Source organism: Paenibacillus sp. NPDC057886, from assembly GCF_042796655.1.
Taxonomy (GTDB): domain Bacteria; phylum Bacillota; class Bacilli; order Paenibacillales; family Paenibacillaceae; genus Paenibacillus.
The window spans coordinates 540,731-563,892 of sequence record NZ_JBHVMZ010000001.1; the positions used below are offsets into that span (position 1 = coordinate 540,731).

Consider the following 23,162-nt stretch of genomic DNA (forward strand, 5'->3'; position numbering starts at 1 on the left):
ACATGTTGACCCGTGTCAGCAGGCAGAGCCTGTCGGGACAAGCGGAAGTCAGAGAGGATGAGACAAATGCAGACGACTAGCCTGGCTTTACATACGGATAAATATCAAATCAATATGATGTACGCCCATTGGGTGAATGGAACTCACAAACGGAAAGCGGTGTTTGAAGCCTATTTCCGCAAGCTTCCTTTTGGCAACGGATATGCCGTATTTGCCGGATTGGAACGTATTGTGAATTATATCAGCCAGCTTCGGTTTACGATGGAGGACATCAAATATTTATCCAAACAAGAGGAAAATTACGATCCGGTCTTTCTGGAAGAGTTGCTCCAGTTTTCATTTCAGGGGACGATTCATTCCATGAAGGAAGGGGCGCTCGTTTTCCCTGATGAACCGCTCATTCGGGTAGAAGGCTCCATTATGGAGACACAACTGGTGGAGACGGCGATACTTAACTTCATGAATTATCAGACGTTAATTGCAACGAAAGCTTCCCGGATCAAACAGGTGGCAAGTCAGGACACTCTGCTCGAATTCGGAACACGACGTGCACAGGAAGCGGATGCGGCCATTTGGGGTGCGCGTGCCTCGTATGTGGCAGGGTTCCATGCAACATCCAATATGCTTGCTGGAGAGCGCTTTGGAATTCCGACAGCGGGGACACATGCCCATTCATGGGTGCAGAGTTTTATGAGTGAGCAGGAGGCGTTTGACGTCTATGCCAAAGTGCTGCCAGATCAAGTGACACTGCTGGTGGATACTTTCGATACATTGAACAGTGGTGTTCCTCATGCAATCAAGACTGCCAAGAAGCTGGAAAGCCAGGGCAAAAAGATGAACGCGATTCGTCTGGATAGCGGGGACCTTGCGTATCTATCCATTCAAGCTCGGCAGATGCTGGACGACGCCGGACTGGATTACGTCAAGATTGTAGCTTCCAACGACCTGGATGAAAATACGATTTTCAACCTTAAGGCGCAAGGAGCTCGCATCGATACATGGGGAGTGGGTACACAGCTAATTACTGCTTCCGACCAACCTTCTTTGGGTGGCGTGTACAAATTGGTGGAGCGTGAAGTGGATGGTGCCATGCTGCCTACGATCAAAATTTCGGCCAATCCCGAAAAAGTCTCCACACCAGGTAAAAAAGAAGTCTTCCGGATCATTGATCCGAAACATGGCAAGGCGATTGCAGATTATATCTGCTATCCAGGAGAAGAGCAGCCGCTACAGGGCGGGCCGCTCAAGCTGTTCAACCCGCTACACCCTTATCTGAAAAAGACGGTAACCCGGTACGAAGCAGTTAACATGCTGGAACCGATCTTTGTGAATGGGCGCAAAGTGTATGAACTGCCTACCCTGGATGAGATTCGCAGTTATCACCGCGAGCAGATGGATCTCTTCTGGCCGGAATATCTGCGTAAACTCAATCCTGAGATTTACCGTGTAAATATCAGCCCTGCGGCCTGGAATATGAAGCAGAAGCTCATTGCTGAGCACGTACAATCCACCGAAGAATAAATCCAATAAAGGGGCATAACCGGAAGCAAGTAGACCGGGTTATGCCCTTTTGCTCTTGCACCATAGTGTTCAAAGGACGACGTATGGTGTGTGATATATCATGGACTGACTGCCCTGGAACTGCGGTATACTATATCTTCAACGTACGCAGGCTCACAAGGGAAATGAAGCAATTATTTCTCGGGAAAGCGCAGGAGACGTCAAATCCTGCATCTTTCCGAGCCTGTCTTTCGACATGATCCGTTTCTGTGGCTGTTTCAACTGCGCATCGGCCGGGGATGAATGAAAGTTTGACGGATGCCGCCCTTATACTTGTTTAATCTGAAGGCGAACAATTCATGCTGTGAATAGAAAAATATGTAAACTATAACGAAGGAGAGGATAACGAATGAAAAATACTTTTCCTGCCTATGTCGTGCGTAAAGAAGAACAGGGTGGCGTGAAGGCTGCTATGGAGCAGCTTACGAAAGAGGACTTGCCTAATGGTGACGTAACCCTACAGGTTCAATACTCAAGCGTCAATTTTAAAGATGGACTCGCCACAACTGAAAAGGGCGGTGTGGTTCGCGAATATCCGATTGTACCTGGAATCGATCTTGCAGGGATTGTAGAGGAATCCGTGAGCGGCCGATTTGCACCGGGGGATCGGGTGATCAGCACAGGTTTCGAGCCGGGCGTGTCTCATTTTGGAGGGTATAGTCAATATGCGCGTCTGCGCAGCGAATGGCTTGTTCCTCTGCCGCATGGACTTAGTGAGAAGGAAGCGATGGCGATTGGAACGGCAGGGTTCACGGCAGCACTTTCGGTTGATGCTTTGTTGCAGGCTGGAGTGACTCCGGAGATGGGCCATATTCTGGTGACGGGAGCTACCGGAGGGGTAGGCAGTATGGCGGTGGCTATTCTGGCGAAGCTGGGATTTGAAGTGACAGCAAGTACAGGCAAAAAAGATCAACAGGAGCAGCTGCTTCGGAATCTGGGAGCCTCACATGTCATTTCACGCGAAGAAGCGGATGCGCCAGCCAAGGGTGCAATGGGCAAACAGCTCTGGGCAGGTGTAATTGATCCGGCAGCAGGTCCGGCACTGGCCGAGCGCCTGAAACAGATTCAATACGGAGGCGCTGTCGCCGTATCAGGCTTAACCGGAGGGGCTGCGTTCGAGTCCACCGTATTTCCGTTTATTTTGCGGGGGATTCAATTGATTGGGATTGATTCTGTCTATTGCCCGATGGAACGGCGGGAACGGATGTGGAAGCTGCTTGGCGGAGAATGGAAACCCGATCGGGCACTGGAACTGGGGATTCAGGAAATCTCATGGGCACAGCTGCCCCAGACACTGGAAACGATCCTTAAGGGCGGTGCTGTAGGTCGTACTGTAGTTAATACGATGTCGGAAACGCCTGCCGAATAAGATTCTTTTCTCCTAGACATGCTAACTCTACCTGAGAGCGTCACTCTGCATGTGGCGGGAAAGGAAGGATGAGTATGCGTGTTAACGGAAAAGGATTGTATCTTAGATCTGGACGTGTGAAGTCTGTTCTGGTCAGTATGGTCGTGGTGCTATGTGCAATATCTGCAGTGGCTTGTTCGGCCTCAAATGTTGAGCAGGAACGGAAAATATATACCCGACAAGCGACGGATGAAGGAAATGTTCGGGCCAAGAGTCAGGGTCACGGGTTAAATGGTCCATTGATTCAGGAGCTGGATGAAGCTTTTGCTGCAAAAGGCATAAAGTTAATGAATAATATGTTTGCGGATGATGGTGAGGACGGAATCTCTTATATGTACCTGCTGAACGGAAGTGGCAGACATATTGTAAAGGTCCACATTTTCAGTGATGTTCCAACACGAGTAGCCCGGATGAATGAAATGTATGGCAATGGAGGCGACGAGGCTGTGATGGAAAATGGACTTGGCAAAACAACGATTCGCAGCAAAGCCTACGTGTCACTGGTCTATACAGCTTCGGGTGGAGAAAAAGACGATTATGAAGAAGACGTCATGCAAATATTCCAGCATGTGCTTGAGCAACTAAAGTAATGGACGCGCCTAAAATAAACCCGAAAAACCCGTCTGATCCTTCAGACGGGTTTATATATTTCACGCATGACATGCCTCAGCTCTGGCAAAATGAGTTTTTCCATTGCCAGTTTGACAGCTCCTTTGGAGCCTGGCATGGAGAATACGGCCGTACGCCCGATCGTTCCGGCAACTGCTCGGCTAAGAATGGCAGCAGAACCGATATCTTCGGTATAACTAAGGAAGCGAAAGATTTCACCAAAGCCAGGCAGCTCCTTATCGAGGAGAGAGGATACTGCCTCGTATGTTGTATCTCGGGGTGCAATTCCGGTTCCGCCGCTGAGCAGTACGGCTTCGATATCGTCACGAACGGCTGCGTCCTGCAGGATACTTCGAATGGTTTCAGTTTCATCTGGTGTAATGATATATTCGACGATCTGGTAGCCTGAATCGGTCAGCAGCTTATGCATAAGTTGTCCACTTGTATCAGTGTCCTTAGTGCGGGTATCCGATACGGTTACAATCATGCAGGATACCGTGTCAGGGGCTTCCTGACGATGTTGTTCCACTGAATTGGTCATCATGCATCCTCCTCCAATCAACATGTCCTCATAGCATAGACCATTCAGTAGAATGAGGCAATGGACTTGCAAATAGAAGGCCAGGATTGCGCAAAGATTGCAGGATAGTGTACACTCGCTAGGATAGAGATAGACCAGTTCCATTGGACAAATAGAGAGGTGAACAATGATGAGTGAATTAAAAGCAAATGAATCATCCATACCTGTATATATATTGTCAGGCTTTTTGGGGAGTGGCAAAACGACACTGCTTGTTCAACTGATTGAACATTGGCAGCAGCAAGGTCTCAGGCCCGCCGTGGTCATGAATGAATTGGGTGAAGTCAATCTGGATGGTCAGATTGTGGATGCTTCCGTGCCAATGACGGAAATGTTAGGAGGATGTATCTGCTGTACTGTGCGCGGTGACTTAGGGCTGCAACTTGCTGATCTTGTGCAGGAGGAATCGCCTGATGTCATTATCATCGAAGCAACGGGAGCAGCAAACCCGATGGAAATTTTGGATGCAGTAACGGAAACATCACTATATATGCGACTGGAGCTGAAAAGTCTGATTACTGTGGTAGATGCCGCGCATCTGTCAGGGCTGTACCAGGAGCAGAAGGGACAAACCTTCAAGCTAATGCAGGAACAGATTCGCTGTGCGTCTGTACTTCTCCTGAACAAAACGGACCGGGTGAACGAGCATCAGTTGGCAGATCTGCGGGACCTGTTGGCGCGCTGGAACGGTTTCGCTCCGGTACTGCCTACGGTGAAGTGTGAAGTCGACATGGATGTGCTGCTTCGTAGCGGGGACAATGTGCATGCCTATCAATCTGTTGAGGAAACGAGTAAAAACGCGGAGAAGGAACATCACATGCATTCCGAGGCTTGTGCAGAGCATGGATGCAGCCACGATCCTGGACATGAACATCATGAGCAAGTGGATCATGATCACGAAAACCATCAACATTCTCAAGGGAATGACCATGAACATCCTCATGACCACAACCATAGTCATAATCATGCCCATCCCCATGCTTCGCATGAGCATGTCATGGTGTATACACACTATTTCACCCAGCCGGTGAACAGTGAGGCCTTTGAGCGTTTGATAGCTGAGTTGCCACGCGACGTGTACCGGGCAAAAGGGATTTTATCCTTTAGCGATACGTCCAGTCGGTTCTGGTTCCAATATGCTTACCGGGAATCGGATTATATGAAGATCACGCCTCAGGGGGATGTGCCTAACGTTGCTGTGTTTATAGGTGAACATTTTGATCAGTCGGTCATTCGCAACCAATTGCTGGAATTAGAGGCGATAAATCAGGCTGAATGATTCAAGGTTCCTCCAGACGGGGTATTAAGAAGCATAGCAAACTTAGTCTGGGAGGTAACTTTAAATGACACAACAACAATATCAACAATGTATCGATGCTTGCCTGGAGTGTATGAATGCTTGCAACGTATGTTACATATCGAGTCTGAAAGAATATGATCTGGCGATGCTGCGTGATTGCATTCGTTTGGATCGGGAATGTGCAGAAATCTGCAGTTTTGCTGCTCAAGCCATGACACGCGGAAGTGATTTCATCGCCGAAATTTGCGAACTGTGTGTGAAAGCATGTGAAGCTTGTGCTGCTGAGTGTGGCAAACATCAACATGATCACTGCCAGGCTTGTGCAGAAGCTTGCCGCAAATGTGCAGAGGCTTGCAGAATGATGGCCGCAGTAGCGTAAACATAACTCCCTTGAATTAAATTAAATTGAAAATAAAAAGCCCGGACAATGCAAGATGCCAGGCTAATCCCCTCACTGAAGACAACGAAATAAGACATCCGATAAGATGTACTTCAACGTTGTCTGCTGGAGGGGATTTTTTATGGATACAGCATAGTAACGTTCCTGTTCCTCACCACCCGATGGTGAGAATCTCTTTCGACAGCTGGTACTACATTGGCAAATGCATGTAACAGGTTGCCAAAGCAGAGCGTGATCTGTATAATGATGGCAATGAATTGAAACGATGAATATCCGTGATCGGGAGAGTAGCCAGAATCCATGCATGACAGCGAGCCGGGGCAGGTGGAAGCCGGTATGACATGACCTGAGTGAAGCGCACCCGTGAGATGGTTGTCCGAAGGAATGTTTACATCCTTGAGAGGATGCAGAGCAGGTAGTAGAGGGCAATCCGGCAGGCGGCCGTTAATCGCACCGAGCGGAGCAGGCTGTAATGTCCTTTGATGTGCATTGCAATCTGTTCACCTAGAGTGGTACCGCGGGAACTGTGAAGATCAGCTCTCGTCTCTGATATAGAGACGAGGGCTTTTTTTGTTTTCTATATCATGGCTAAATACGATAATGAATAGGAGTGTTCGACATGTTGATGAATCAGGCAGCAGCACATATTGCTTCCTTAACGGGATTGGAGCAAGACGAGGTGTTGAGATTATTGGAGGTTCCACCAAAGGCGGAGATGGGAGATTCGGCGTTTCCATGCTTTATTCTGGCCAAGACGTTGAAGAAAGCACCCGCGGTCATCGCGGCTGATATTGCAGCCGAATTGCAGACAGTTGGGCTGGATGCTTCATCAGCAGGACCCTATGTAAATATACGTTTCAATCGGGATGATCTGGCGCCGAAGATGTTACAAGAACTGGGACATAAAGCATTTGGCAAGCTGCAACTGGGGGCAGGTGCACGCGTCGTGATCGACATGTCGTCGCCCAACATTGCCAAGCCATTCGGAATCGGTCACCTGCGCTCCACCGTGATTGGGGCAGCATTGTATCGGTTATATAACGAGGCAGGCTATACTTCGGTCAGTGTGAATCATCTGGGGGATTGGGGAACGCAATTCGGCAAACAGATTGCAGCCTACAAACGTTGGGGCAACGATGAAGCACTGCAGGCTGAGCCAATTCGTACATCATTGGAACTGTATGTGAGGTTTCACGATGAGGCGGAGAATGATCCATCTCTGGAGATCGAGGCACGAGATTGGTTCCGCAAGCTGGAGCAAGGGGATGAAGAGGCACAGCGGTTATGGACCTTTTTTGTAGAAGTGAGCATGAAAGAATTCAACCGGATGTATGAGCGTCTGAATGTACAGTTTGACCATACGCTGGGTGAGAGCTTTTATAATGACAAGATGGGTGCTGTAGTTGAAGAACTGAAATCCAAAGGATTGCTCGAAGAGAGTGAAGGCGCACTGGTGGTACGTTTGGAGGAGGAGAATATGCCGCCTTGCCTGATTATTAAAAAGGATGGAACAACCATCTATCCAACACGGGATTTGGCAACAGCCGTTTATCGTCATGATGTGATGAAGGCGGATAAAATGCTGTACGTGGTCGGGGGTGAGCAGAAGCTTCATTTCCGTCAGGTATTTGCGGTATTATCCCGGATGGGATATGCGTGGTCTGAGATTTGTGAACATATTCCGTTTGGCTTGATGCGTTTCGAAGGACGGAAGATGTCTACCCGCCGGGGGAAAGTCGTCTTTTTGCAGGAGGTACTGGATGAGGCGGTTGCTCGGGCATTACAGATCATTCAGGAGAAAAATCCGAATCTGCCAAATTCGCAGGAGGTTGCGGAAGCAGTTGGTGTGGGTGCGATTGTATTCGGTGATCTGCGCAATAACCGGTTGAACGACGTCGATTTCTCACTCGAAGATGCGGTGAGCTTCGAAGGGGAGACAGGACCTTATGTGCAGTACACACATGCTCGGATTAACAGTGTGCTTGCGAAGGCAGCAGAGGCAGAGCGCGTGGAAAATGAAAATCAATTGGACCATGTTAGTAGTAGTAACAATGCTTCGGCAAACACACAGAACAAGCCGGTCATTGTTGGTGACACTTCATGGGCATTGCTGAAACTGCTGGCGGATTATCCGCAGCATCTGGAGAAAGCAATTCATCGCAACGAGCCTTCGGTCATTGCCAAATATGCGATAGATGTTGCCCAAGCGTTCAACCGCTTTTACCATGCGGAACGGATTGCGGATGCGCCGGCTGACGTAAAACCCTTCCGGGTGTTGTTAACAGAGCGTACGGCGGAGCGTCTTGCCTACAGCCTATATTTACTTGGAGTTCAGGCTCCTGAACGGATGTGATTTCATGGGATGGCGGGCAAGTACATTCTTTAATAAAGCAGGAAAAGCAGCAGCAGACTCAAACGGAGGAGTGATATCGCTTCAACGGGTGAGCAAACGACTTGGGGATGTGCAGGTACTGAATGATATCAATCTGGAAGTAGATCAGGGGGAGTGCATCGTCCTGGTGGGCAGGAATGGCTCAGGCAAAAGCACATTGCTGCGTGTGCTGGCAGGCATATTACTGCCTGACTCCGGCTCGCTGCGCAAGCCTATGAATGGGCGGGTTATGTATACACTGGATGGACTGCCACGCCTGCCTTTCACTTCAAGAGAGTACCTGTGGGAAATGGGACGTATTCGTGGCATGCGCCCTGAAATATTGCGTCAACGGATAGGCGAATTAAGTGAGCTGTTATTCTTGGGCACGGCGCTGGATCAGAACCTGCCACAGCTGTCAAAAGGTACTTTGCAGAAGGTGAATTTGATTCAGGCTTTGCTGCCTGGCCCTGATGGGTTATTGTTGCTTGATGAACCATTGTCCGGTTTGGACGTTCCGGCGCAGGAAGCAATCGTAGCTTTGCTCAGACAGTGGAAACAGGAAGGAAGCCAGATCGTTACAGCTTGCCATGAGCCCTTGCTGATTGAACACCTCGCGGATCAGGTCATCGTGTTACAGGAGGGAAAGGTGCTGCGTCGCTGGAGCCAGGAAGATTTGCAGCACGCTGGTGAGCCCGCTGTGAGTATTCAAAGTGTGATGGAAGGGCAGGAACAATCCGTTATCGATGCGCTGTTTGTTGAACAACCGGGAATCATTGCATGCCATCGCAGCGTGGTTCGTCCGGATGATGGGCGAGAGGTATGGGATTGGAAAGTGTCACAAAGTTCGGCAGACCGGATCATTGGTAAGATTCTGGCTGTGGGCGGTTCCATCGTGTCTGTGCAGCCGGAAAAAAGCCGATTAAATATGGAAGGATTGATGGAGGGACAGCATCCCGGTGAGGCTATGAGCAGGGAATTGGCAGAGCCCCTTTCCTCCATATCTACGGCAGGAGGCGACCTCCAATGATGCACATGACTCGTTATTTGTTAAAACATTACATACGTTCACAGAAATATGTTGCGCCGGTGATCTTTTATATCATTACGATGCTGCTCATCTATTCCTACAAACCTAATCCGGTTGCGGACAGTTACAGCGTTACGGCCATGCTGCTCTTTTTTGGTGCGGCCTGGCTGGGCTTAACGGTAATGAATACGGAACCTGCGGGGCAGTATCAATTGCTTGTGCTGCATGCAGGAAGCAAACGCAAGGTTGTCTTCGCACAATTGATCTGTGCATTGATCATGCAGTTCGGCCTGACTGCAATTACGGTGTTGTATCCGGTTGTTACGGGCATGTTTGGAAGGCTGCCAAGTGCTGGGGAGTGGATCATGGCTTGGGCCGGGCATCTGGCGTTGTCTCTCCTGGGTCTGGGGCTCAGTGTTTTCTTCCAAAAATCTTACATTCCCATGCTAAGTCGCAGTATGCCGCCTTTCATTGTGGTGTTGTTATTATCGTTTGTCCAAGGTTCATTAAGCGGACGATTGCCTGAATCCATACAGTGGGTTGTCAAAATTCTGCCTCCGGCATTTTATCTGGTTCGTGAGATGATGTTATTTGAAGACTCAAAGTTGGGGGCTGTTTTTTTGACGACAGTGTCGGCTATACTCTATGCCATAGTTCTACTCATCATTCATATATGGTTATCGGGAAGAAGGGATTTGCGGAGTTAGAGGCTATTATTTCGCTTAACTTGAATGTTGGTCTATGTTTCGTTACCATAGAGGGACGTTAGAATGGAACGTATTGTACGGAGATAAAGGGGGCGCTCGCTTATGCAAAATACAGACATGCAGCATGGTGACATGCTGGACAGCGAACACTCCAGGGAATTGTTTGCATATTATGGATTGGCTGTATATTATGGACAGGCGCTTGAACAGCAACTGGTCAATCTGATTTTATTAATGAAAATGTCTCAGGGCAAGGTTGTATCCGAAGAAGATCTGGAAGATCTGTACGAACGGAAGATGAGCAGTTCACTCGGACAACTCATTCATGAGGTGCGCCATCATTTTACCTTTTCGGAGGAAGAGACTCGCCAGTTGAATGAATTATGGAAGCAGCGGAATAGCATTGTACATCACTATTTCAAGGAACGAATTCATGAGACATTCAGTCCTGAAGGACGATCACGCATGATCAAGGAACTGGAAGATTTCAAAGACCGTGCACAGGAACTGGAGATCAGTCTTCAGCAGTACACAGGTGCCTGGATTGCAGAGCTGGGGTTGGATGCTGAATCCGCGGCCGCGCTGCAGACACTCGAACGTATGCATGCAGAGAGCATGCACGCCCGGGCACTGGAAGAGGATGAATCATTGTGATGGAAGGAAAGTCCCGAATACGTAAAATAAAAAGCAGACACTGGCTGGTAATCTCCATTGCATCGCTCGCGTTGCTTGGGGTCATATGGACGATAACTACGGCCTCGCTAATCTGGGCCTACACCGATGAGGAATCATCCAGACAGAGTGATGTGGCTATTATCCTCGGTGCAGCCGTAGAAGGGGACAACCCTTCACCGGTATTTCGCGAACGTATTGAGCACGCCATTTTATTATATCGCCAGGGGACGATCAGCCATCTGCTCTTTACTGGTGGTTCTGGCAGTGCAGGAGAGCGTGCCGAAGCCGAAGTAGGACGAGATTATGCTGTTGCATATGGTGTAGATCCGGCAGATATTCAAATGGAGACAGAGTCGAGAATTACGGAGGAGAATCTGGTGAACTCGCTTAGCGTTGGAAAACAGGCAGGGTTCCACACCTACACAATTGTAAGTGACCCATTACATATGAAACGGGCGATGAAGCTCGCTAGCGGACTCGGCATGGATGCTGTTCCGTCCCCAACACGAACGACGGCTTACCAGACCTGGCGCAGCCAATTTCCTTTTCTGGCAAGAGAAACAATATTATATATGGGATATATGGTCAAAGGATGGATAGACAATCCGCAGCAGCACGGAAAGTGACTGGACTGCGCGATTGTCTTTTTTTGTGCATGTTGACCCGACGTTTCTATGTTCCGGGATAATTAATCGCTGCACTAAGCAGTGCGGCCACTCCAAAACCGATGAACCACCAAGGCCAGCGCCGATTATTGCTTTTGCGCATGCTGATGAACAAACTGATAATCCCCGCAAGTAATACCACGGTAGCCAAGCTGCTGCCAACGATCCAGCCGATGCTCATATGTTTACCTCCTCTATGTGGAATGTAATGAATAGCTCTCTATGGTGAGCTTTCCACCTCTGACCTCTGCTTGAAATGGATAAGTACCGTTACGATACGTATGTTGATTATGATTGGATTGAAGCGGGAGATCACTGCTGAATCGGCCCCCGGCATGCTTGAAGTCTAACTGGAATCCATCGTTATCTGATGGGATTCGCACTTCAACGTTACAACCAGTGGAGAGACTATCCAGAGATTGAAGCATCGTTGAGGAGTGAATAGTGAGTTGGCTGCCCGTCGCTCTGGATTGAATATGTGAGAACTGACCGGATAACTGAACAGGTGAAGCAGTGGCTTGCAGTTGCATATGTTCTGCATGGAGGTCTGTTGCTGTAACCCGACCGCCCACTGATCGTAGACGGATATGCTGGGCATGGCCAGAAAAGGTGAGTTTGCCGGATGTGCAGTGACAATCCCATTGTTCGGAAGAAACGTTTTCCACAAGAAAGTGGGAACCAACTCCGTTGATCGACAGCCTTTTCAATATCTTAGGCGGCAGTACAATATGGAGCGATGTGCGATGGAAGTTTATGCCCAGGGGAAAAGCTTGTTTTCGTCCATCGATGAGATGTAATAAGCCATTGCTGACGTTAGCTTCAAAACATCGAGTTCTTGGAAAACGAGCGGAGCTCCATTGAGTAACACGGATAACAGGTTCTGTACCTTGGCTGATATGCACTTCGCCTTGCATCCATTCCAGAGAAAGGGCGAGAAGGGGTTCTTCAGACAACCATTCTTTGCAAATCATATGTCTATTAGGTTTCAAAATGGTTATCCCTCATTTCTGTCATCCTCTTCATCCAGAATAGGATAAGCGCCCATCGCAGCATGTTGGTCTAGAATACGTTCAATTAGTGATTCACTCATAATATCGGCACCAAGCATGTTCATCAACCGCTGTAAAAAATAAAGACGTTGCTTTGTTTCGCTCGAATTGCGGCCGAACAGTGTTGGATTAATCCATATATTGACCAGCATCATGAATACTTCTGCACAAGCTTCGGGATCTTCGGTATGGATGGATCCATCTGTAATGCCTTCACGCAAAATCGCTGCAATCACCGGGGCATCAATCCGCACAGCCTGTTGAATCCCTCGTACAATGAACACTGGATTTTTGATCTGGGTTCGAAGTACATGATCCAGAGAATGGGCCTGTTGATCAGAGACGACATACTCCAAAATCTGAACTAACTTCTCTCGTGCTGGTGTGGTCGCTGTATTTGTAACTAATTGATCCAGCATCTGAGCGGAATAGTTGAACTGTTGTTCCATGACAGCGCTTAATATTTCCTCTTTGGATCTAAAGTGATGATACACAGCTCCCTTGGACATACCCAGGGCAACAATGATGTCCTGAATACTCGTCTTTTCAAATCCTTTATCTGTGAACAACTGTGCAGCGACGTTCAGAATCTGCTGTACCGTCTGTTCAGGATGCTTGTTTCTGGCCATAATAACCTCCTTATTCTTTGGATACCGACCGTTGGTATGTATAATACAAGGAGATGTTATCATTGTCAATAAGAGGAAATCAGAAGGAGTGAAACACGAAGGAAGTTTATATCGATCAAATCTGAGTTAATTGAGAAAAGGTAAGATCAAGAAAAGATAAATAAGAGCGGAGAAAAGTGAAGTGGGATCAGAGTAAAGTAGATAGAGCAACCAACCTTCTTTCGGATTTTGGGTCATGGACAAAATAAAACCGATATGCCTACAGACCAAGAGGTCTGCGGGCATATCGGTTGGTTGTTGAATGATATTTACATTTATTCCCGTTCTACTTACACGCCGCCTCCAGCAAAGGAGGAAGTGGTTCGAATGGTCTCGCCCAGTGGGTTGTTTCCATTCGTATCCGGTGCTGCTTGAGCACCTTGCTGTAACTGATACATCTGATAATAGCGTCCCTTGAGTTCCATCAGCTCATCATGAGCACCTTGTTCAACAATACGTCCGCGATGCAGGACCAGAATCTGGTCTGCTGAACGAATCGTGGACAGACGGTGGGCGATGATGAAGGTGGTCCGTCCTTTTTTGAGGACTTCGAGCGCATTTTGAATTAATGCTTCTGTTTCAGTATCAATGTTCGCCGTAGCTTCATCGAGAATCAAGATGGCTGGATCGAAAGCCAGTGCACGAGCGAAGGAGATTAATTGCCGTTGTCCGGCAGATAACGTGCTCCCTTTTTCAATAACCGGCTCGTCGAATCCTTGCGGAAGATGGGCGAGAATTCGCTCAGCACCTACGTCCCGCAGTGCCTGTTCAATCTGTGCACGAGTAATCTGCTCATCCCCGAGACTGACATTGGAAGCCACGGTACCCGTGAACAGGTATGGATCTTGCAGTACAATGCCCATATGTTCGCGAATCCACTGTTTAGGCAGATCCTTCACGTTCTGACCGTCAATCGTGATCTTGCCTTTCTGTGGATCATAGAACCGGAACAGCAAGTTGATGATCGAGCTTTTACCGGAACCGGTATGGCCCACGAGGGCGACCGTTTGACCTTGTGATGCTTTGAACGAGATGTTGTTCAGCACATAATCTTTTTTATAAGCAAAGGATACATCGTCAAACACGACATTTCCCTTGTATCTCGGCATCGAGCCATCGGTTACCGGTTCACCTTTCTCATCCATCAGTTCAAATACACGTCCGGCGGATACCAGGGAGGAATCCAGGTTAGCCAGTTGGTTCACCATACCTGTAATCGGCTGGAACAAACGTCCGAGGACGTCAACGAATGCATACAGCACACCCAGCGAGATGATGCTCGTGCCGTCCAACACACTGGAACCGAAGTACCACAGAACAACTGCAAAAGCGATATTCCGCAAAACGTTAACCAGATTGTGTGAGGTGAAAGCGTTCAGGTTGAGCATTTTGTTCTGGTGTTTCATATAATCATCATTCAGATCCTCGAATTCCTGTTTGGTCTGTTTCTGATGACGGAATACCCGGATAATGGACATCCCCTGAATGGATTCGTTAATAATTGCATTAATCTCGCTCAGACGTGAACGAATAATCGTATTGTAACGAGTAGCGATTTTGCGATAAAGCACAATCCACAGAACCAGCATCGGTACAACGAACAGCGAGATCAATCCAAGGCGGAAATCCAGCAGGAAGAGCGCAACGTACACTCCCGTAATCGTAATGATGCCTGAGAAAAAATTCGACAGAACCGCAACGAACAAATCCTTGACGGCTTCGGTATCGTTGGTGACACGAGAGACCACTTTCCCTGCGGGCAGGTTGTCGAAAAAGTGTACCGGCAATCGCTGGATGTGTGCATACACATCGTTACGAAGTCTTTGGATGACTTTGTTGGCAGATGATTGCAGCCAGTATGTTTTGCCAAACTCCATAATGACAGAGATGACAAGGAAGATCATGTAATACACAATCAGTTGATAGATGCTTGGCATTTCCGGTTTGTAAAAGGCAAAGAGTTCACCAGCGGATAAAGGCACCGCCGCATATTGACCCGTCACTTCACCTGTGCGTGTAACCGTCAGTGTTCCGTCCGCATAAGTTCGATCCCCATTGGGGGCACTAACGGGTTCATTTACAAAATAAAAACTTCTACCGGCTTGCAGTACGCGTACCTCGGTACCCTTCGTTTCATCCGGTTCAAACCGGCCTTCACGTTTGTAGTTCTTTCCATTGTAGACCGCCGCTTCGCTTGAAGCTGTAGTCTCATAGAAAGGTTGCTCAATGGCGAGCAAATGATTGTCGATCATGGACTTGGCGATGAAAGGGCCGGCAAGTTCAGCCGCAACTCCAATCGTAAGCATAATTAAAGCGGCAATAAACGTACCTTTGGCTTTTAGGGCGTATTGAAGCAGCCGTTTGCCTGTATTAGACTTCAAAGCGTTGACCTCCTACGTGGACAAATTAGACTCCACCTGCTGCCGTTCATACTGTTCACGGTACCAGCCGTTCATAGCAAGCAGTTCCTGATGGGTTCCTTCTTCCGTTATTTTCCCGTGCTCCAGTACGATGATTCGGTCAGCGTGTTCAATAGCGGACAGGCGGTGAGTCGAGATCAGCGTTGTTTTGCCCGAGCGTTTGTTGCGTATATTTTCAATGATTTTGGCTTCGGTTCGTGCATCGACGGCAGATAAGGCATCATCCAGAATCAAAATGTCTGGATCGGCGATAAAGGCACGCGCCAGCGATACCCGCTGTTTCTGTCCACCAGACAGCGCAATTCCTTTTTCACCAACGAGTGTGTCCAGTCCATCGGATAATGTGCCCAGATCTCCATCAAAGGCTGCGGTGCGAATCGCTTCCATAATCACACTATCATCTGCACCCGGCTTGCCGAATTGAATGTTCTGGCGAACTGATTTGGAGAACAGTACCTGTTCCTGTGGAACGTATCCAATCCAGCTGTGCAGGTCATCTTTGGCGATATCCTGAATCGGATGACCGGAGATGCTTAATTTACCCGATCCGGCCGGGTATTCATGAAGCAATTGTTTGAGCAGGGTGGACTTGCCGCTACCTGTACGTCCCACGATACCTAGTGTCTGCCCGCGACGAAGTGAAAAGCTGACATGACTGAGATTATCGATGGTAGAACTAGGGTAACGGAAGGTGACATCCTGCATGGCGATCTCTTCCGGATTAATAATATGAGCAGGCTGCTCAACATCTTTCACGGCAGGTTCTACAGATAGAGTCTCGTTAACACGATCGAGTGAGGCACTACCACGCTGCATCAGGTTAATCAATTCGCCAATAGCGAACATTGGCCAGATCATCATCCCCAGGTACATATTGAACGATACGAGATCCCCTAGGGTAATTTCATTGTGAAAAACAAGATAAATGCCGTAGGCAAGTGCAATCACATAACTGAGTCCGACACATAACCGGATGGTAGGTTCGAACAGTGCATCCATCTTGGCAACCGCCAGATTTTTGCGGTACACATCTTCGGTGACATCAGCGAACCTTTTCTCGTCCAGACGTTCCTGAACATAGGCACGCACGACTCGAATGCCGGCAATAGATTCAAGCACCTGATCGTTCATATCCCCGAATGCATCCTGCGCCAGTGTGTATCGTTGATGGACGGCTTTACCATAGATCATCATGGCGATGGCGATAAAAGGCAGAGGCAGGATTGCGGCCAGAGTCAGTTTCCAGCTAACCAGAAAACCCATGGCGAATAATACGGTTGCCAGAAAAGCAGTGGAGTCGGTTAACGTCAGCATGCCGAAGCCTGCTGTGGTGGCAATGGAACGAAGATCATTCGTGGCACGTGCCATCAGATCGCCGGTTCTGTTTTTCTCAAAAAAGGGCGGGGTCATCCGCAGCAAATGGTCCATAGAGCGTGACCGCAGCAAGCGTTCAACCAGATTGGCACCGCCAAACAGTTTGTGCATCCATATGTACGTTGTCAGATAGATAATGATGACCGATCCTAGAATAAGTAAAATGTAGCGTGTGAGTGAGGCGCCGGTGACGGAACCCCGTACAATCTCGTCTATGGCATTGCCCAGAAGACGAGGTGGCAGCAGTTCAATGATGCCCACCATAATAAGCAAGGTGACACCAATGAGGTATCGTTTGCGTTCCAGCCGGAAAAACCAGGCCAGATTTTTAAGTACAGAGAACAAGTGGTATCCCTTCCTTTCAAGTTCGTGAAATGCATGTTCCGTTCATGTTTAGCCATTTGAGCCCACAAAAAAAGACATACCGCACGCAGGCGGTATGTCTTGGGTATCATTCATACGGCAGCATGGCTCCGAGAGCAGAGCCACCACCGTAGATAAAGTTCGATTGTGAGAGTACAAAACAGCAAACCTGATTAGAGGCTTCTGTGATGCGGACTTATGAACGGAATAACGATTTCATGGGTGCTCCGGTATTTAGTTGTATGCTGAATTGATGTAGATCGTCATTGTTAAACACCGTAACCACCCTTTCTTTTTTGGTAATAAATTGCATGTGGATCTCGTATGTTTGCATCTTAACACCGAATTTTACAATCTGTCAAACGTTTTTCCAAAACAGAAGATGATGCGGATTGTAATGGGGGAATGACAAAGTGAATGAACTTTTTTTGGGTATTTGGGGTGGTTGAGGTTTGTAATCATGCCATTGTAGCGATATGATGGAACATATATATAGAGAAGGAGCTGACACCAAATGAGTACCATACATGTATCTGACCGCGCTGCTCGCTGGTATAAGGAAGAACTGAATTTGAACGAAGGAGACAGCATTCGATTCTTCGCCCGTTATAGCTCCGGCGGAGGTCTTCATCCTGGCTTCTCCCTTGGAATTGCCGTGGAGGAACCGAGACATCCTGCTGATCAAACGAAGGTATCGGGTATTCAATTTTTTATGGAAGATCATGATTACTGGTATCTGAAAGGTCATCAACTTCATGTAGATGTCGTTGAAGAAGGACAGGATATCGAATATCGCTACACTGAGATTTAACGTGATATCTCTGCGTATATAGAATGGCTCATCACCGGTCGCACCGATTTTCGAACAGGAGGAGATACGACATGAATCCGCCAGCCCGAGATTTGGCCCAGTATATCGCGAATCGCTCTCATATTGTTGTTAAGGCGGCGGTTCGGGCCGAGAATGAACAAGGTGAATTATTGCTGATCCAGCATGCTGAACACGGACATTGGCGTATTCCTGTGGGACAGATGCGCCCGGGAGAAGCCATTGAGGACACCGCGCACAGGGAACTGTGGGAAGAGACGGGGTGGACCACCAATCATATGACACTTGAAGGTTTGCATTCCGGTCCGAATCTGAGACATTTGCATGCCAGTGGAGATGAAGAATATTTTGTCATTGCCATGTTCAGGGCGCAAATTGTTCAGGATTCGCTCGTAGAATCACGAGTAAATAGCGAAGCAGGGCTGAAGTTTTTTGATCTCAAATCATTGCCCAGGCTGAATGATTTTAGCCGCTTGCTGCTGAGGTCTTCCGAAATAGAATGAATACAACAAAGAATACGCCTTTTCCTTCCGGGAAGGCGTATTCTTTGTTGTGGCAATCCGTAATCTATGGCCCCATATCTATGAGTACAATGATTATTCTTGTGAACCAGCAGATTCCTGTCCTAATTAGACTTGATCAAGCGGTTCTTCATCATCCATCGCAAAATCAAAATCGTCAATATCGAAGACCTGCACAGGAGATGCCGATTCAATAATACGTGCAATTAATTCGACCTGATCGGTAAGTATGGGGGTATCCAGGCGCTGTGAAGTGAGAAGCAGTTCGGTCTCAATGGGATCAAAATATTCACCATATTGTGCGGTATCAACCGCATTAATGATGGAGATGGAGACCTGATCACCAAACAGAATGGACGGACTTTTGGCCCAGGGAATAGCCAGGGCTCGCTCTATTTTTTTCTTATTCAACGGTTCTTCAAAATAAGAAATCATTTCGTTTATCTTGGATTTCACATGCTGGTCATCTGCCGGATTATCCATCAAAGGGTCAGGACTGGTCTGAAATTCATATAACTCCAGGATGGTGGTGTAAGGAACAATATATTCAACAGGCGCCGGCGGCGCGAGCAATTGACCGTAAATTGCCACCATCACGACTTCTGTAACAAACTGACGTGACATGGGTTCCTGAATCCTCCTGCGGCCATTAATAGTTGCGAGGTGAATCAATTTTATTTTGAATGAAGGATCATTAAATTGATTTCTCTGCTATGGACTTGGATGCTTGAATTGCATGAATAGAAGTATATCATACAACGGTGGGAAAAACAGCCAGTCAGCAGAAGGATGTCAAGTCCCAACTTTGATCATGATTTTCCGAGCAGTAAGGATAAAATTCCTGCTGCAATCAGGGGACCGACCGGTACACCTTTGAACAAGGCAACCCCAAGTACCGTACCAATAAGCAGCCCGGCAACGACGGTAGGCTGTGTACTCATTAGTGTAGCTCCTCGTCCTCCCAGATGGGCGACAAGCAATCCGACACCAATGGCGAGCAGCGATTTCCAGTGTAGAAAAGACTCTCCAATCGTCTGCAGACTGATCTTGCCGCTGGCAAGAGGTGCCATAACACCAATGGTCAGGATGATGATACCGATCGTAAGTCCGTACTTTTCCAGCCAGGGAAACGCCTGATTAAGGTTTAGCACCCGCAGCAACAACAGAAATACCATAGCTACGGTTACGGGTGTATTACTGCTGATAATACCTAGCGCGGCAAACACAAGCAACAGCAGTGAGGTCATATCCATCGATTTCATTCCCCTTCGGTCTGCCCGCGATGACGACCTACGATATGTTCTGCAATATATCTTCCATGCCAGCGCCCGGATTCAATAAATACTTCATTGGCATTCCGTCCTGATGCAATTACTCCACCAACATATATGCCTGGTACGCTGCTCTCCATTGTCTGCGGGTCATATACGGGTTTATCCATATCCTCGGACATCTCGACACCTACGGAAGAAAGCAGCTTGCGGTCAGGGCGGAATCCGGTCAAGGCCAGCACAAAATCATTGTCGAGTTCACTTGTAGATCCATCAGAATGCAGCAAACGAATGGAATCGTCCAAAATTTCATTTACACGTGAGCCAAGGTGAAGTGAGATTTTGCCTTTCTGCACCATGCTTTCGAACAATGGACGAACCCATGGTTTAATATGTTCCGAAACACCGTTCCCACGATAAACCATGTCAATATGTGCCCCGACACGAACCAGTTCCATGGCAGCATCGACAGCTGAATTACTGCCTCCAATGATGGCGACACGTGTACGCGTGTAAGGATGAGCTTCACGGAAATAATGAGTAACTTTATCCTTGTCTTCGCCAGGGATGCCAAGATAGTTCGGGTGATCAAAATAACCTGTAGCAACAACAACATTTCGTCCTTCATGAACGATTGCCTGCCCGCGTCGATTGACCGTATGTACCTCGAACGTGCCATCGTCCTTACGTTTGATTTCTTGGGCTTCCTCATAGTTATGAACACGCAGGCCGAAATGTTCGGCTACCTTGCGATAATAGGCGAGTGCCTCGTAACGAAAAGGTTTGTCGTTCGGTGTGCTGAACGGAAGATTCCCAATCTCAAGTAATTCCGCTGTACTGAAAAACTGCATATGGGTTGGATACAGATAAATAGATTGGACGATATTGTACTTCTCAACAATTACAGCGGACAGTCCCAGCCGCTCGCATTCAATGGCAGCAGATAGACCGCATGGGCCTCCGCCGATAATAATGACATCTTCCATGTTCTTAATCCTCCTTATTTCAAGCACTATAATCCTACCGTAAATATGGGTTCATTGCCAGTTCAAGAAGGATACGGACGTAAAGAAATAATCCTAATTAGAGGGAATTGACTTGGAAGAGAAAAAAGACTAGTATCAAATTAGATGATCATCTAAACGAAAGTGAGTTGAACGAAATGCAACTGGAGAAGATTGTGGCTTACCATAAAGCCCTGGCTGATCCGACGCGGCTTCGGATGCTGCTGCTGTTATCCCAGGGAGAACTTCATGGTCAAGCGCTTGCCGAGAAGCTTAACTTGTCTCAGCCAACCGTTACACATCATGCATCCAAGCTAAGAGAAGCCGCGCTAATCAAGGAACGAAGAGAGAAAAATACGGTGTTTTTCTCGCTCAATCCCTATTTTATCCGGGAGCACGCGCAGGCTTCAGTTGATTTTATTTTTAGACAAGAGGAGGTTGCCGATATGAGTGATGTGAATGAGACGCTGAAGGCGTCCGTGATGCGGAATTTCTTCTCGAAGGATGGACGATTGCGTCAGATCCCGGCTCAATATAAGAAAAAGCTGATTGTACTGGGTTATTTGGTAGAGCAGCTTGAATTTGGACGGAAATATACGGAGAAAGAGATCAATGCATTTATTCAAAACTATCATGAGGATTTTGCCACTATTCGTCGGGAGTTTATCATGCACCAGTTCATGTACCGTGAAGATGGGATCTATGAACTCAATCCGAAAGAGATGTGGACACGCTGGGATCAAGTGAAATAAATGAAAAATAATTAAACTTGACAAAAGCGGTTGAAGCTGTGTAACATGATGGATAATTCTACAAGGGAGGCGATGTTAAATGACAAATCTAATGGCAGTATACGTTAATTTGAATATGAACAGCGTCTCCGGAACGGATCAATGCATGTAATTTTACGGCAGTTGGGCAGTATTGTTCGCAATATTGTCCATATGTACGTAGCACAGAATAACATGCACAGATGAAGCCACGGGTGACGTACCCGTGGCTTTTTGTTTGCCGAAAATGGGTTGTTTCTGGATAACGAGTATCGGATTGTCGTAATGATGCGTCCGATATGAATGCCATACAAACAATCTTTCATTCGGCTAACTTCTTATTGCCGCGGGTGTAGTGCTGCTCGTGGCTTATTTGGTTTTGATGCCGGACCGGAGCGCTCATTGTTAATTGTTGTCAGTGTCATGAAGGATAACACACCATTTATCGGGAGGAATTTTTATTTTGAATAACACGATGGAGAAATACGGCTGGTCTGCAAAGTGGCAGGAGTTGTGGCAGCAGACGGGCATGGAAGAACAATTAAGAAAACCGGCAAGAATTATTGCGGATCACGGGCAATTGCTTCGCCTGATTACCGCTGAGGGAGAATGCTGGGGAAGAGTATCCGGGCGCATGCGTCATGATCATGAGGAGACTGGCATTGTACCAGCCGTGGGGGATTGGGTCGCTGTTACAGGGCAAGCTGGAGAAGAAGCCATCATTCACAGCATTGTGCCACGGCAGAGCAGGGTATCCAGACAAGCCGCTGGTCCAGTGACCAAAGAGCAATTGATTGCGGCGAATGTGGATACATTGCTGATTGTTGCCGCTCTTAATCATGACTTTAATCTAAGACGGCTCGAAAGATACATTATGATGGCCTGGAATGGTGGAGTCAGACCTGTCATCATTCTAAGCAAAAGTGATCTGTGTGAGAATGTGGAAGAACAAATTTCGCTGGTGGAAGGCATTGCTCCAGGGATTGAAGTGTTGGCAATATCAGCTGTTCAGGATCAGGGCAAATCTTTACTTGAAAAATTTCTGTCTCCAGGCACAACGGTTGCCTTGACGGGTTCTTCCGGTAGTGGCAAGTCTACCCTGGTCAACTGGATGATGGGCGAGAGTGTACAGCTCACGCAGGCCGTTCGTGAAGACGACAGCCGTGGACGACATACGACCACCCATCGGGAAATATTTGTACTGCCGCAGGGAGCGGTATTAATTGACACGCCGGGAATGCGTGAACTCAATCTGTGGGATGAAGGTCAGGATGGGTTGTCACATGCCTTTGGTGAAATTGAGCAGCTCGCAACGGAATGCAGGTTTCAGGATTGCACGCATACCCGGGAAGCCGGTTGCGCCGTGAAGGAGGCTATTCAGGAAGGTTCATTAGATGAAAAAAGGCTGGGTAACTACTTGAAAATGCAGAAGGAACTGAAATTTCAGCAGCGCAAGGAAGAGGCTGCATCCAAACGACGGACCGCTTCAAGCAAACCCGTCAGTTCCCGCAAACCGAAGCATGTCCGCAGTACAAAAGACTGGGAAGAGGCCTGAGACCAGGTGGGCATCCCTCTGTATCCTGCATAG

The 23,162-nt window shown here is 47.8% G+C and carries 23 protein-coding genes; 14 read left to right on the forward strand and 9 right to left on the reverse strand.

Going from position 1 to position 23,162, the window contains the following annotated elements:
- Nucleotides 1–66: 66 nt before the first annotated feature.
- From ACFVQB_RS02425 to ACFVQB_RS02435, 3 genes are all read left to right on the forward strand, one after another.
- Complete coding sequence (locus ACFVQB_RS02425; protein WP_063566350.1) at nt 67–1,521, forward strand: nicotinate phosphoribosyltransferase; 1,455 nt, start codon at nt 67–69, stop codon at nt 1,519–1,521.
- A 388-nt stretch (nt 1,522–1,909) separates the two neighbouring features.
- Complete coding sequence (locus ACFVQB_RS02430; RefSeq protein WP_379434839.1) at nt 1,910–2,929, forward strand: acrylyl-CoA reductase family protein; 1,020 nt, start codon at nt 1,910–1,912, stop codon at nt 2,927–2,929.
- Nucleotides 2,930–3,003: 74 nt separating this feature from the next.
- On the forward strand, nt 3,004–3,558 hold the full coding sequence (locus ACFVQB_RS02435; protein ID WP_379434840.1) for a hypothetical protein: 555 nt from the start codon (nt 3,004–3,006) through the stop codon (nt 3,556–3,558).
- 41 nt (nt 3,559–3,599) lie between these two features.
- On the opposite strand, the gene ACFVQB_RS02440 is transcribed toward ACFVQB_RS02435, so the two are convergent.
- Entirely contained in the window at nt 3,600–4,121 is a 522-nt protein-coding gene (locus ACFVQB_RS02440) for a MogA/MoaB family molybdenum cofactor biosynthesis protein (protein ID WP_099853702.1), read from the reverse strand.
- A 166-nt stretch (nt 4,122–4,287) separates the two neighbouring features.
- Here ACFVQB_RS02440 and ACFVQB_RS02445 point away from each other — a divergent pair, with 166 nt between their 5' ends.
- The 7 genes from ACFVQB_RS02445 (at nt 4,288) to ACFVQB_RS02475 (ending at nt 11,266) form a co-directional block, all read left to right on the forward strand.
- Nucleotides 4,288–5,436, forward strand: a complete 1,149-nt coding sequence (locus ACFVQB_RS02445; RefSeq protein WP_379436263.1) for a CobW family GTP-binding protein — start codon at nt 4,288–4,290, stop codon at nt 5,434–5,436.
- A gap of 64 nt (nt 5,437–5,500) precedes the next feature.
- Nucleotides 5,501–5,836, forward strand: coding sequence for a four-helix bundle copper-binding protein (locus ACFVQB_RS02450; RefSeq protein WP_192266416.1), 336 nt, complete (start codon nt 5,501–5,503; stop codon nt 5,834–5,836).
- A gap of 640 nt (nt 5,837–6,476) precedes the next feature.
- Nucleotides 6,477–8,210, forward strand: coding sequence for an arginine--tRNA ligase (gene argS / locus ACFVQB_RS02455; RefSeq protein ID WP_379434841.1), 1,734 nt, complete (start codon nt 6,477–6,479; stop codon nt 8,208–8,210).
- 4 nt (nt 8,211–8,214) lie between these two features.
- Nucleotides 8,215–9,258 (forward strand): ATP-binding cassette domain-containing protein, encoded by a 1,044-nt coding sequence (locus ACFVQB_RS02460; protein WP_379434842.1) that lies wholly within the window; start codon nt 8,215–8,217, stop codon nt 9,256–9,258.
- Nucleotides 9,255–9,965: a hypothetical protein gene (locus tag ACFVQB_RS02465; protein WP_379434843.1), complete on the forward strand. Its 711-nt coding sequence runs from the start codon at nt 9,255–9,257 to the stop codon at nt 9,963–9,965. Before ACFVQB_RS02460 ends, ACFVQB_RS02465 begins: the two co-directional genes overlap by 4 nt.
- 102 nt (nt 9,966–10,067) lie before the next feature.
- A complete protein-coding gene (locus tag ACFVQB_RS02470; RefSeq protein WP_109999877.1) occupies nt 10,068–10,619 on the forward strand; it encodes a hypothetical protein in 552 nt (183 codons plus the stop codon).
- Complete coding sequence (locus tag ACFVQB_RS02475; RefSeq protein ID WP_379436266.1) at nt 10,619–11,266, forward strand: YdcF family protein; 648 nt, start codon at nt 10,619–10,621, stop codon at nt 11,264–11,266. Before ACFVQB_RS02470 ends, ACFVQB_RS02475 begins: the two co-directional genes overlap by 1 nt.
- 46 nt (nt 11,267–11,312) lie before the next feature.
- Here the strand turns inward: ACFVQB_RS02475 and ACFVQB_RS02480 are convergent, their stop codons facing one another.
- The 5 genes from ACFVQB_RS02480 to ACFVQB_RS02500 all read right to left on the reverse strand — a co-directional run bounded on the left by ACFVQB_RS02480 (nt 11,313) and on the right by ACFVQB_RS02500 (nt 17,161).
- A complete protein-coding gene (locus tag ACFVQB_RS02480; protein WP_379434844.1) occupies nt 11,313–11,486 on the reverse strand; it encodes a hypothetical protein in 174 nt (57 codons plus the stop codon).
- Nucleotides 11,487–11,499: 13 nt separating this feature from the next.
- Nucleotides 11,500–12,294 (reverse strand): DUF4097 family beta strand repeat-containing protein, encoded by a 795-nt coding sequence (locus ACFVQB_RS02485; RefSeq protein ID WP_379434845.1) that lies wholly within the window; start codon nt 12,292–12,294, stop codon nt 11,500–11,502.
- 5 nt (nt 12,295–12,299) lie between these two features.
- Entirely contained in the window at nt 12,300–12,983 is a 684-nt protein-coding gene (locus ACFVQB_RS02490) for a TetR/AcrR family transcriptional regulator (protein WP_379434846.1), read from the reverse strand.
- A 329-nt stretch (nt 12,984–13,312) separates the two neighbouring features.
- Nucleotides 13,313–15,403, reverse strand: coding sequence for an ABC transporter ATP-binding protein (locus tag ACFVQB_RS02495; RefSeq protein WP_379434847.1), 2,091 nt, complete (start codon nt 15,401–15,403; stop codon nt 13,313–13,315).
- A gap of 12 nt (nt 15,404–15,415) precedes the next feature.
- On the reverse strand, nt 15,416–17,161 hold the full coding sequence (locus tag ACFVQB_RS02500) for an ABC transporter ATP-binding protein (protein ID WP_379434848.1): 1,746 nt from the start codon (nt 17,159–17,161) through the stop codon (nt 15,416–15,418).
- 532 nt (nt 17,162–17,693) lie between these two features.
- Between ACFVQB_RS02500 and ACFVQB_RS02505 the strand changes: the two genes are divergently transcribed.
- On the forward strand, nt 17,694–17,990 hold the full coding sequence (locus tag ACFVQB_RS02505) for a HesB/YadR/YfhF family protein (RefSeq protein WP_024630313.1): 297 nt from the start codon (nt 17,694–17,696) through the stop codon (nt 17,988–17,990).
- A gap of 71 nt (nt 17,991–18,061) precedes the next feature.
- Nucleotides 18,062–18,511 carry an NUDIX domain-containing protein gene (locus ACFVQB_RS02510; protein ID WP_376033358.1) on the forward strand — a complete coding sequence of 150 codons (450 nt, stop codon included), beginning with the start codon at nt 18,062–18,064 and terminating at the stop codon, nt 18,509–18,511.
- A gap of 126 nt (nt 18,512–18,637) precedes the next feature.
- On the opposite strand, the gene ACFVQB_RS02515 is transcribed toward ACFVQB_RS02510, so the two are convergent.
- The 3 genes from ACFVQB_RS02515 to ACFVQB_RS02525 form a co-directional block, all read right to left on the reverse strand.
- Entirely contained in the window at nt 18,638–19,153 is a 516-nt protein-coding gene (locus ACFVQB_RS02515) for an ADP-heptose synthase (protein WP_379434849.1), read from the reverse strand.
- 185 nt (nt 19,154–19,338) lie between these two features.
- Nucleotides 19,339–19,782 (reverse strand): DUF441 domain-containing protein, encoded by a 444-nt coding sequence (locus ACFVQB_RS02520; protein WP_024630316.1) that lies wholly within the window; start codon nt 19,780–19,782, stop codon nt 19,339–19,341.
- A gap of 5 nt (nt 19,783–19,787) precedes the next feature.
- Nucleotides 19,788–20,786 carry a YpdA family putative bacillithiol disulfide reductase gene (locus tag ACFVQB_RS02525; RefSeq protein ID WP_379434850.1) on the reverse strand — a complete coding sequence of 333 codons (999 nt, stop codon included), beginning with the start codon at nt 20,784–20,786 and terminating at the stop codon, nt 19,788–19,790.
- A gap of 176 nt (nt 20,787–20,962) precedes the next feature.
- On the opposite strand from ACFVQB_RS02525, the gene ACFVQB_RS02530 reads away from it, so the two are divergent.
- Both ACFVQB_RS02530 and rsgA read left to right on the forward strand, forming a co-directional pair.
- Nucleotides 20,963–21,556 (forward strand): DUF2087 domain-containing protein, encoded by a 594-nt coding sequence (locus tag ACFVQB_RS02530; protein ID WP_379434851.1) that lies wholly within the window; start codon nt 20,963–20,965, stop codon nt 21,554–21,556.
- A gap of 493 nt (nt 21,557–22,049) precedes the next feature.
- Nucleotides 22,050–23,129, forward strand: coding sequence for a ribosome small subunit-dependent GTPase A (gene rsgA / locus ACFVQB_RS02535; protein ID WP_379436269.1), 1,080 nt, complete (start codon nt 22,050–22,052; stop codon nt 23,127–23,129).
- The last annotated feature ends 33 nt before the right edge of the window (nt 23,130–23,162 follow it).

Excerpts from the sequence above, each read along its gene's own strand:
- ACFVQB_RS02425 (WP_063566350.1), top strand. The coding sequence starts at position 67 with ATGCAGACGACTAGCCTGGCTTTACATACGGATAAATATCAAATCAAT.
- ACFVQB_RS02430 (WP_379434839.1), top strand. The coding sequence starts at position 1,910 with ATGAAAAATACTTTTCCTGCCTATGTCGTGCGTAAAGAAGAACAGGGT.
- ACFVQB_RS02435 (WP_379434840.1), top strand. The coding sequence starts at position 3,004 with ATGCGTGTTAACGGAAAAGGATTGTATCTTAGATCTGGACGTGTGAAG.
- ACFVQB_RS02440 (WP_099853702.1), bottom strand. The coding sequence starts at position 4,121 with ATGATGACCAATTCAGTGGAACAACATCGTCAGGAAGCCCCTGACACG.
- ACFVQB_RS02445 (WP_379436263.1), top strand. The coding sequence starts at position 4,288 with ATGAGTGAATTAAAAGCAAATGAATCATCCATACCTGTATATATATTG.
- ACFVQB_RS02450 (WP_192266416.1), top strand. The coding sequence starts at position 5,501 with ATGACACAACAACAATATCAACAATGTATCGATGCTTGCCTGGAGTGT.
- argS (WP_379434841.1), top strand. The coding sequence starts at position 6,477 with ATGTTGATGAATCAGGCAGCAGCACATATTGCTTCCTTAACGGGATTG.
- ACFVQB_RS02460 (WP_379434842.1), top strand. The coding sequence starts at position 8,215 with ATGGGATGGCGGGCAAGTACATTCTTTAATAAAGCAGGAAAAGCAGCA.
- ACFVQB_RS02465 (WP_379434843.1), top strand. The coding sequence starts at position 9,255 with ATGATGCACATGACTCGTTATTTGTTAAAACATTACATACGTTCACAG.
- ACFVQB_RS02470 (WP_109999877.1), top strand. The coding sequence starts at position 10,068 with ATGCAAAATACAGACATGCAGCATGGTGACATGCTGGACAGCGAACAC.
- ACFVQB_RS02475 (WP_379436266.1), top strand. The coding sequence starts at position 10,619 with ATGGAAGGAAAGTCCCGAATACGTAAAATAAAAAGCAGACACTGGCTG.
- ACFVQB_RS02480 (WP_379434844.1), bottom strand. The coding sequence starts at position 11,486 with ATGAGCATCGGCTGGATCGTTGGCAGCAGCTTGGCTACCGTGGTATTA.
- ACFVQB_RS02490 (WP_379434846.1), bottom strand. The coding sequence starts at position 12,983 with ATGGCCAGAAACAAGCATCCTGAACAGACGGTACAGCAGATTCTGAAC.
- ACFVQB_RS02505 (WP_024630313.1), top strand. The coding sequence starts at position 17,694 with ATGAGTACCATACATGTATCTGACCGCGCTGCTCGCTGGTATAAGGAA.
- ACFVQB_RS02510 (WP_376033358.1), top strand. The coding sequence starts at position 18,062 with ATGAATCCGCCAGCCCGAGATTTGGCCCAGTATATCGCGAATCGCTCT.
- ACFVQB_RS02515 (WP_379434849.1), bottom strand. The coding sequence starts at position 19,153 with ATGTCACGTCAGTTTGTTACAGAAGTCGTGATGGTGGCAATTTACGGT.
- ACFVQB_RS02520 (WP_024630316.1), bottom strand. The coding sequence starts at position 19,782 with ATGGATATGACCTCACTGCTGTTGCTTGTGTTTGCCGCGCTAGGTATT.
- ACFVQB_RS02525 (WP_379434850.1), bottom strand. The coding sequence starts at position 20,786 with ATGGAAGATGTCATTATTATCGGCGGAGGCCCATGCGGTCTATCTGCT.
- ACFVQB_RS02530 (WP_379434851.1), top strand. The coding sequence starts at position 20,963 with ATGCAACTGGAGAAGATTGTGGCTTACCATAAAGCCCTGGCTGATCCG.
- rsgA (WP_379436269.1), top strand. The coding sequence starts at position 22,050 with ATGGAGAAATACGGCTGGTCTGCAAAGTGGCAGGAGTTGTGGCAGCAG.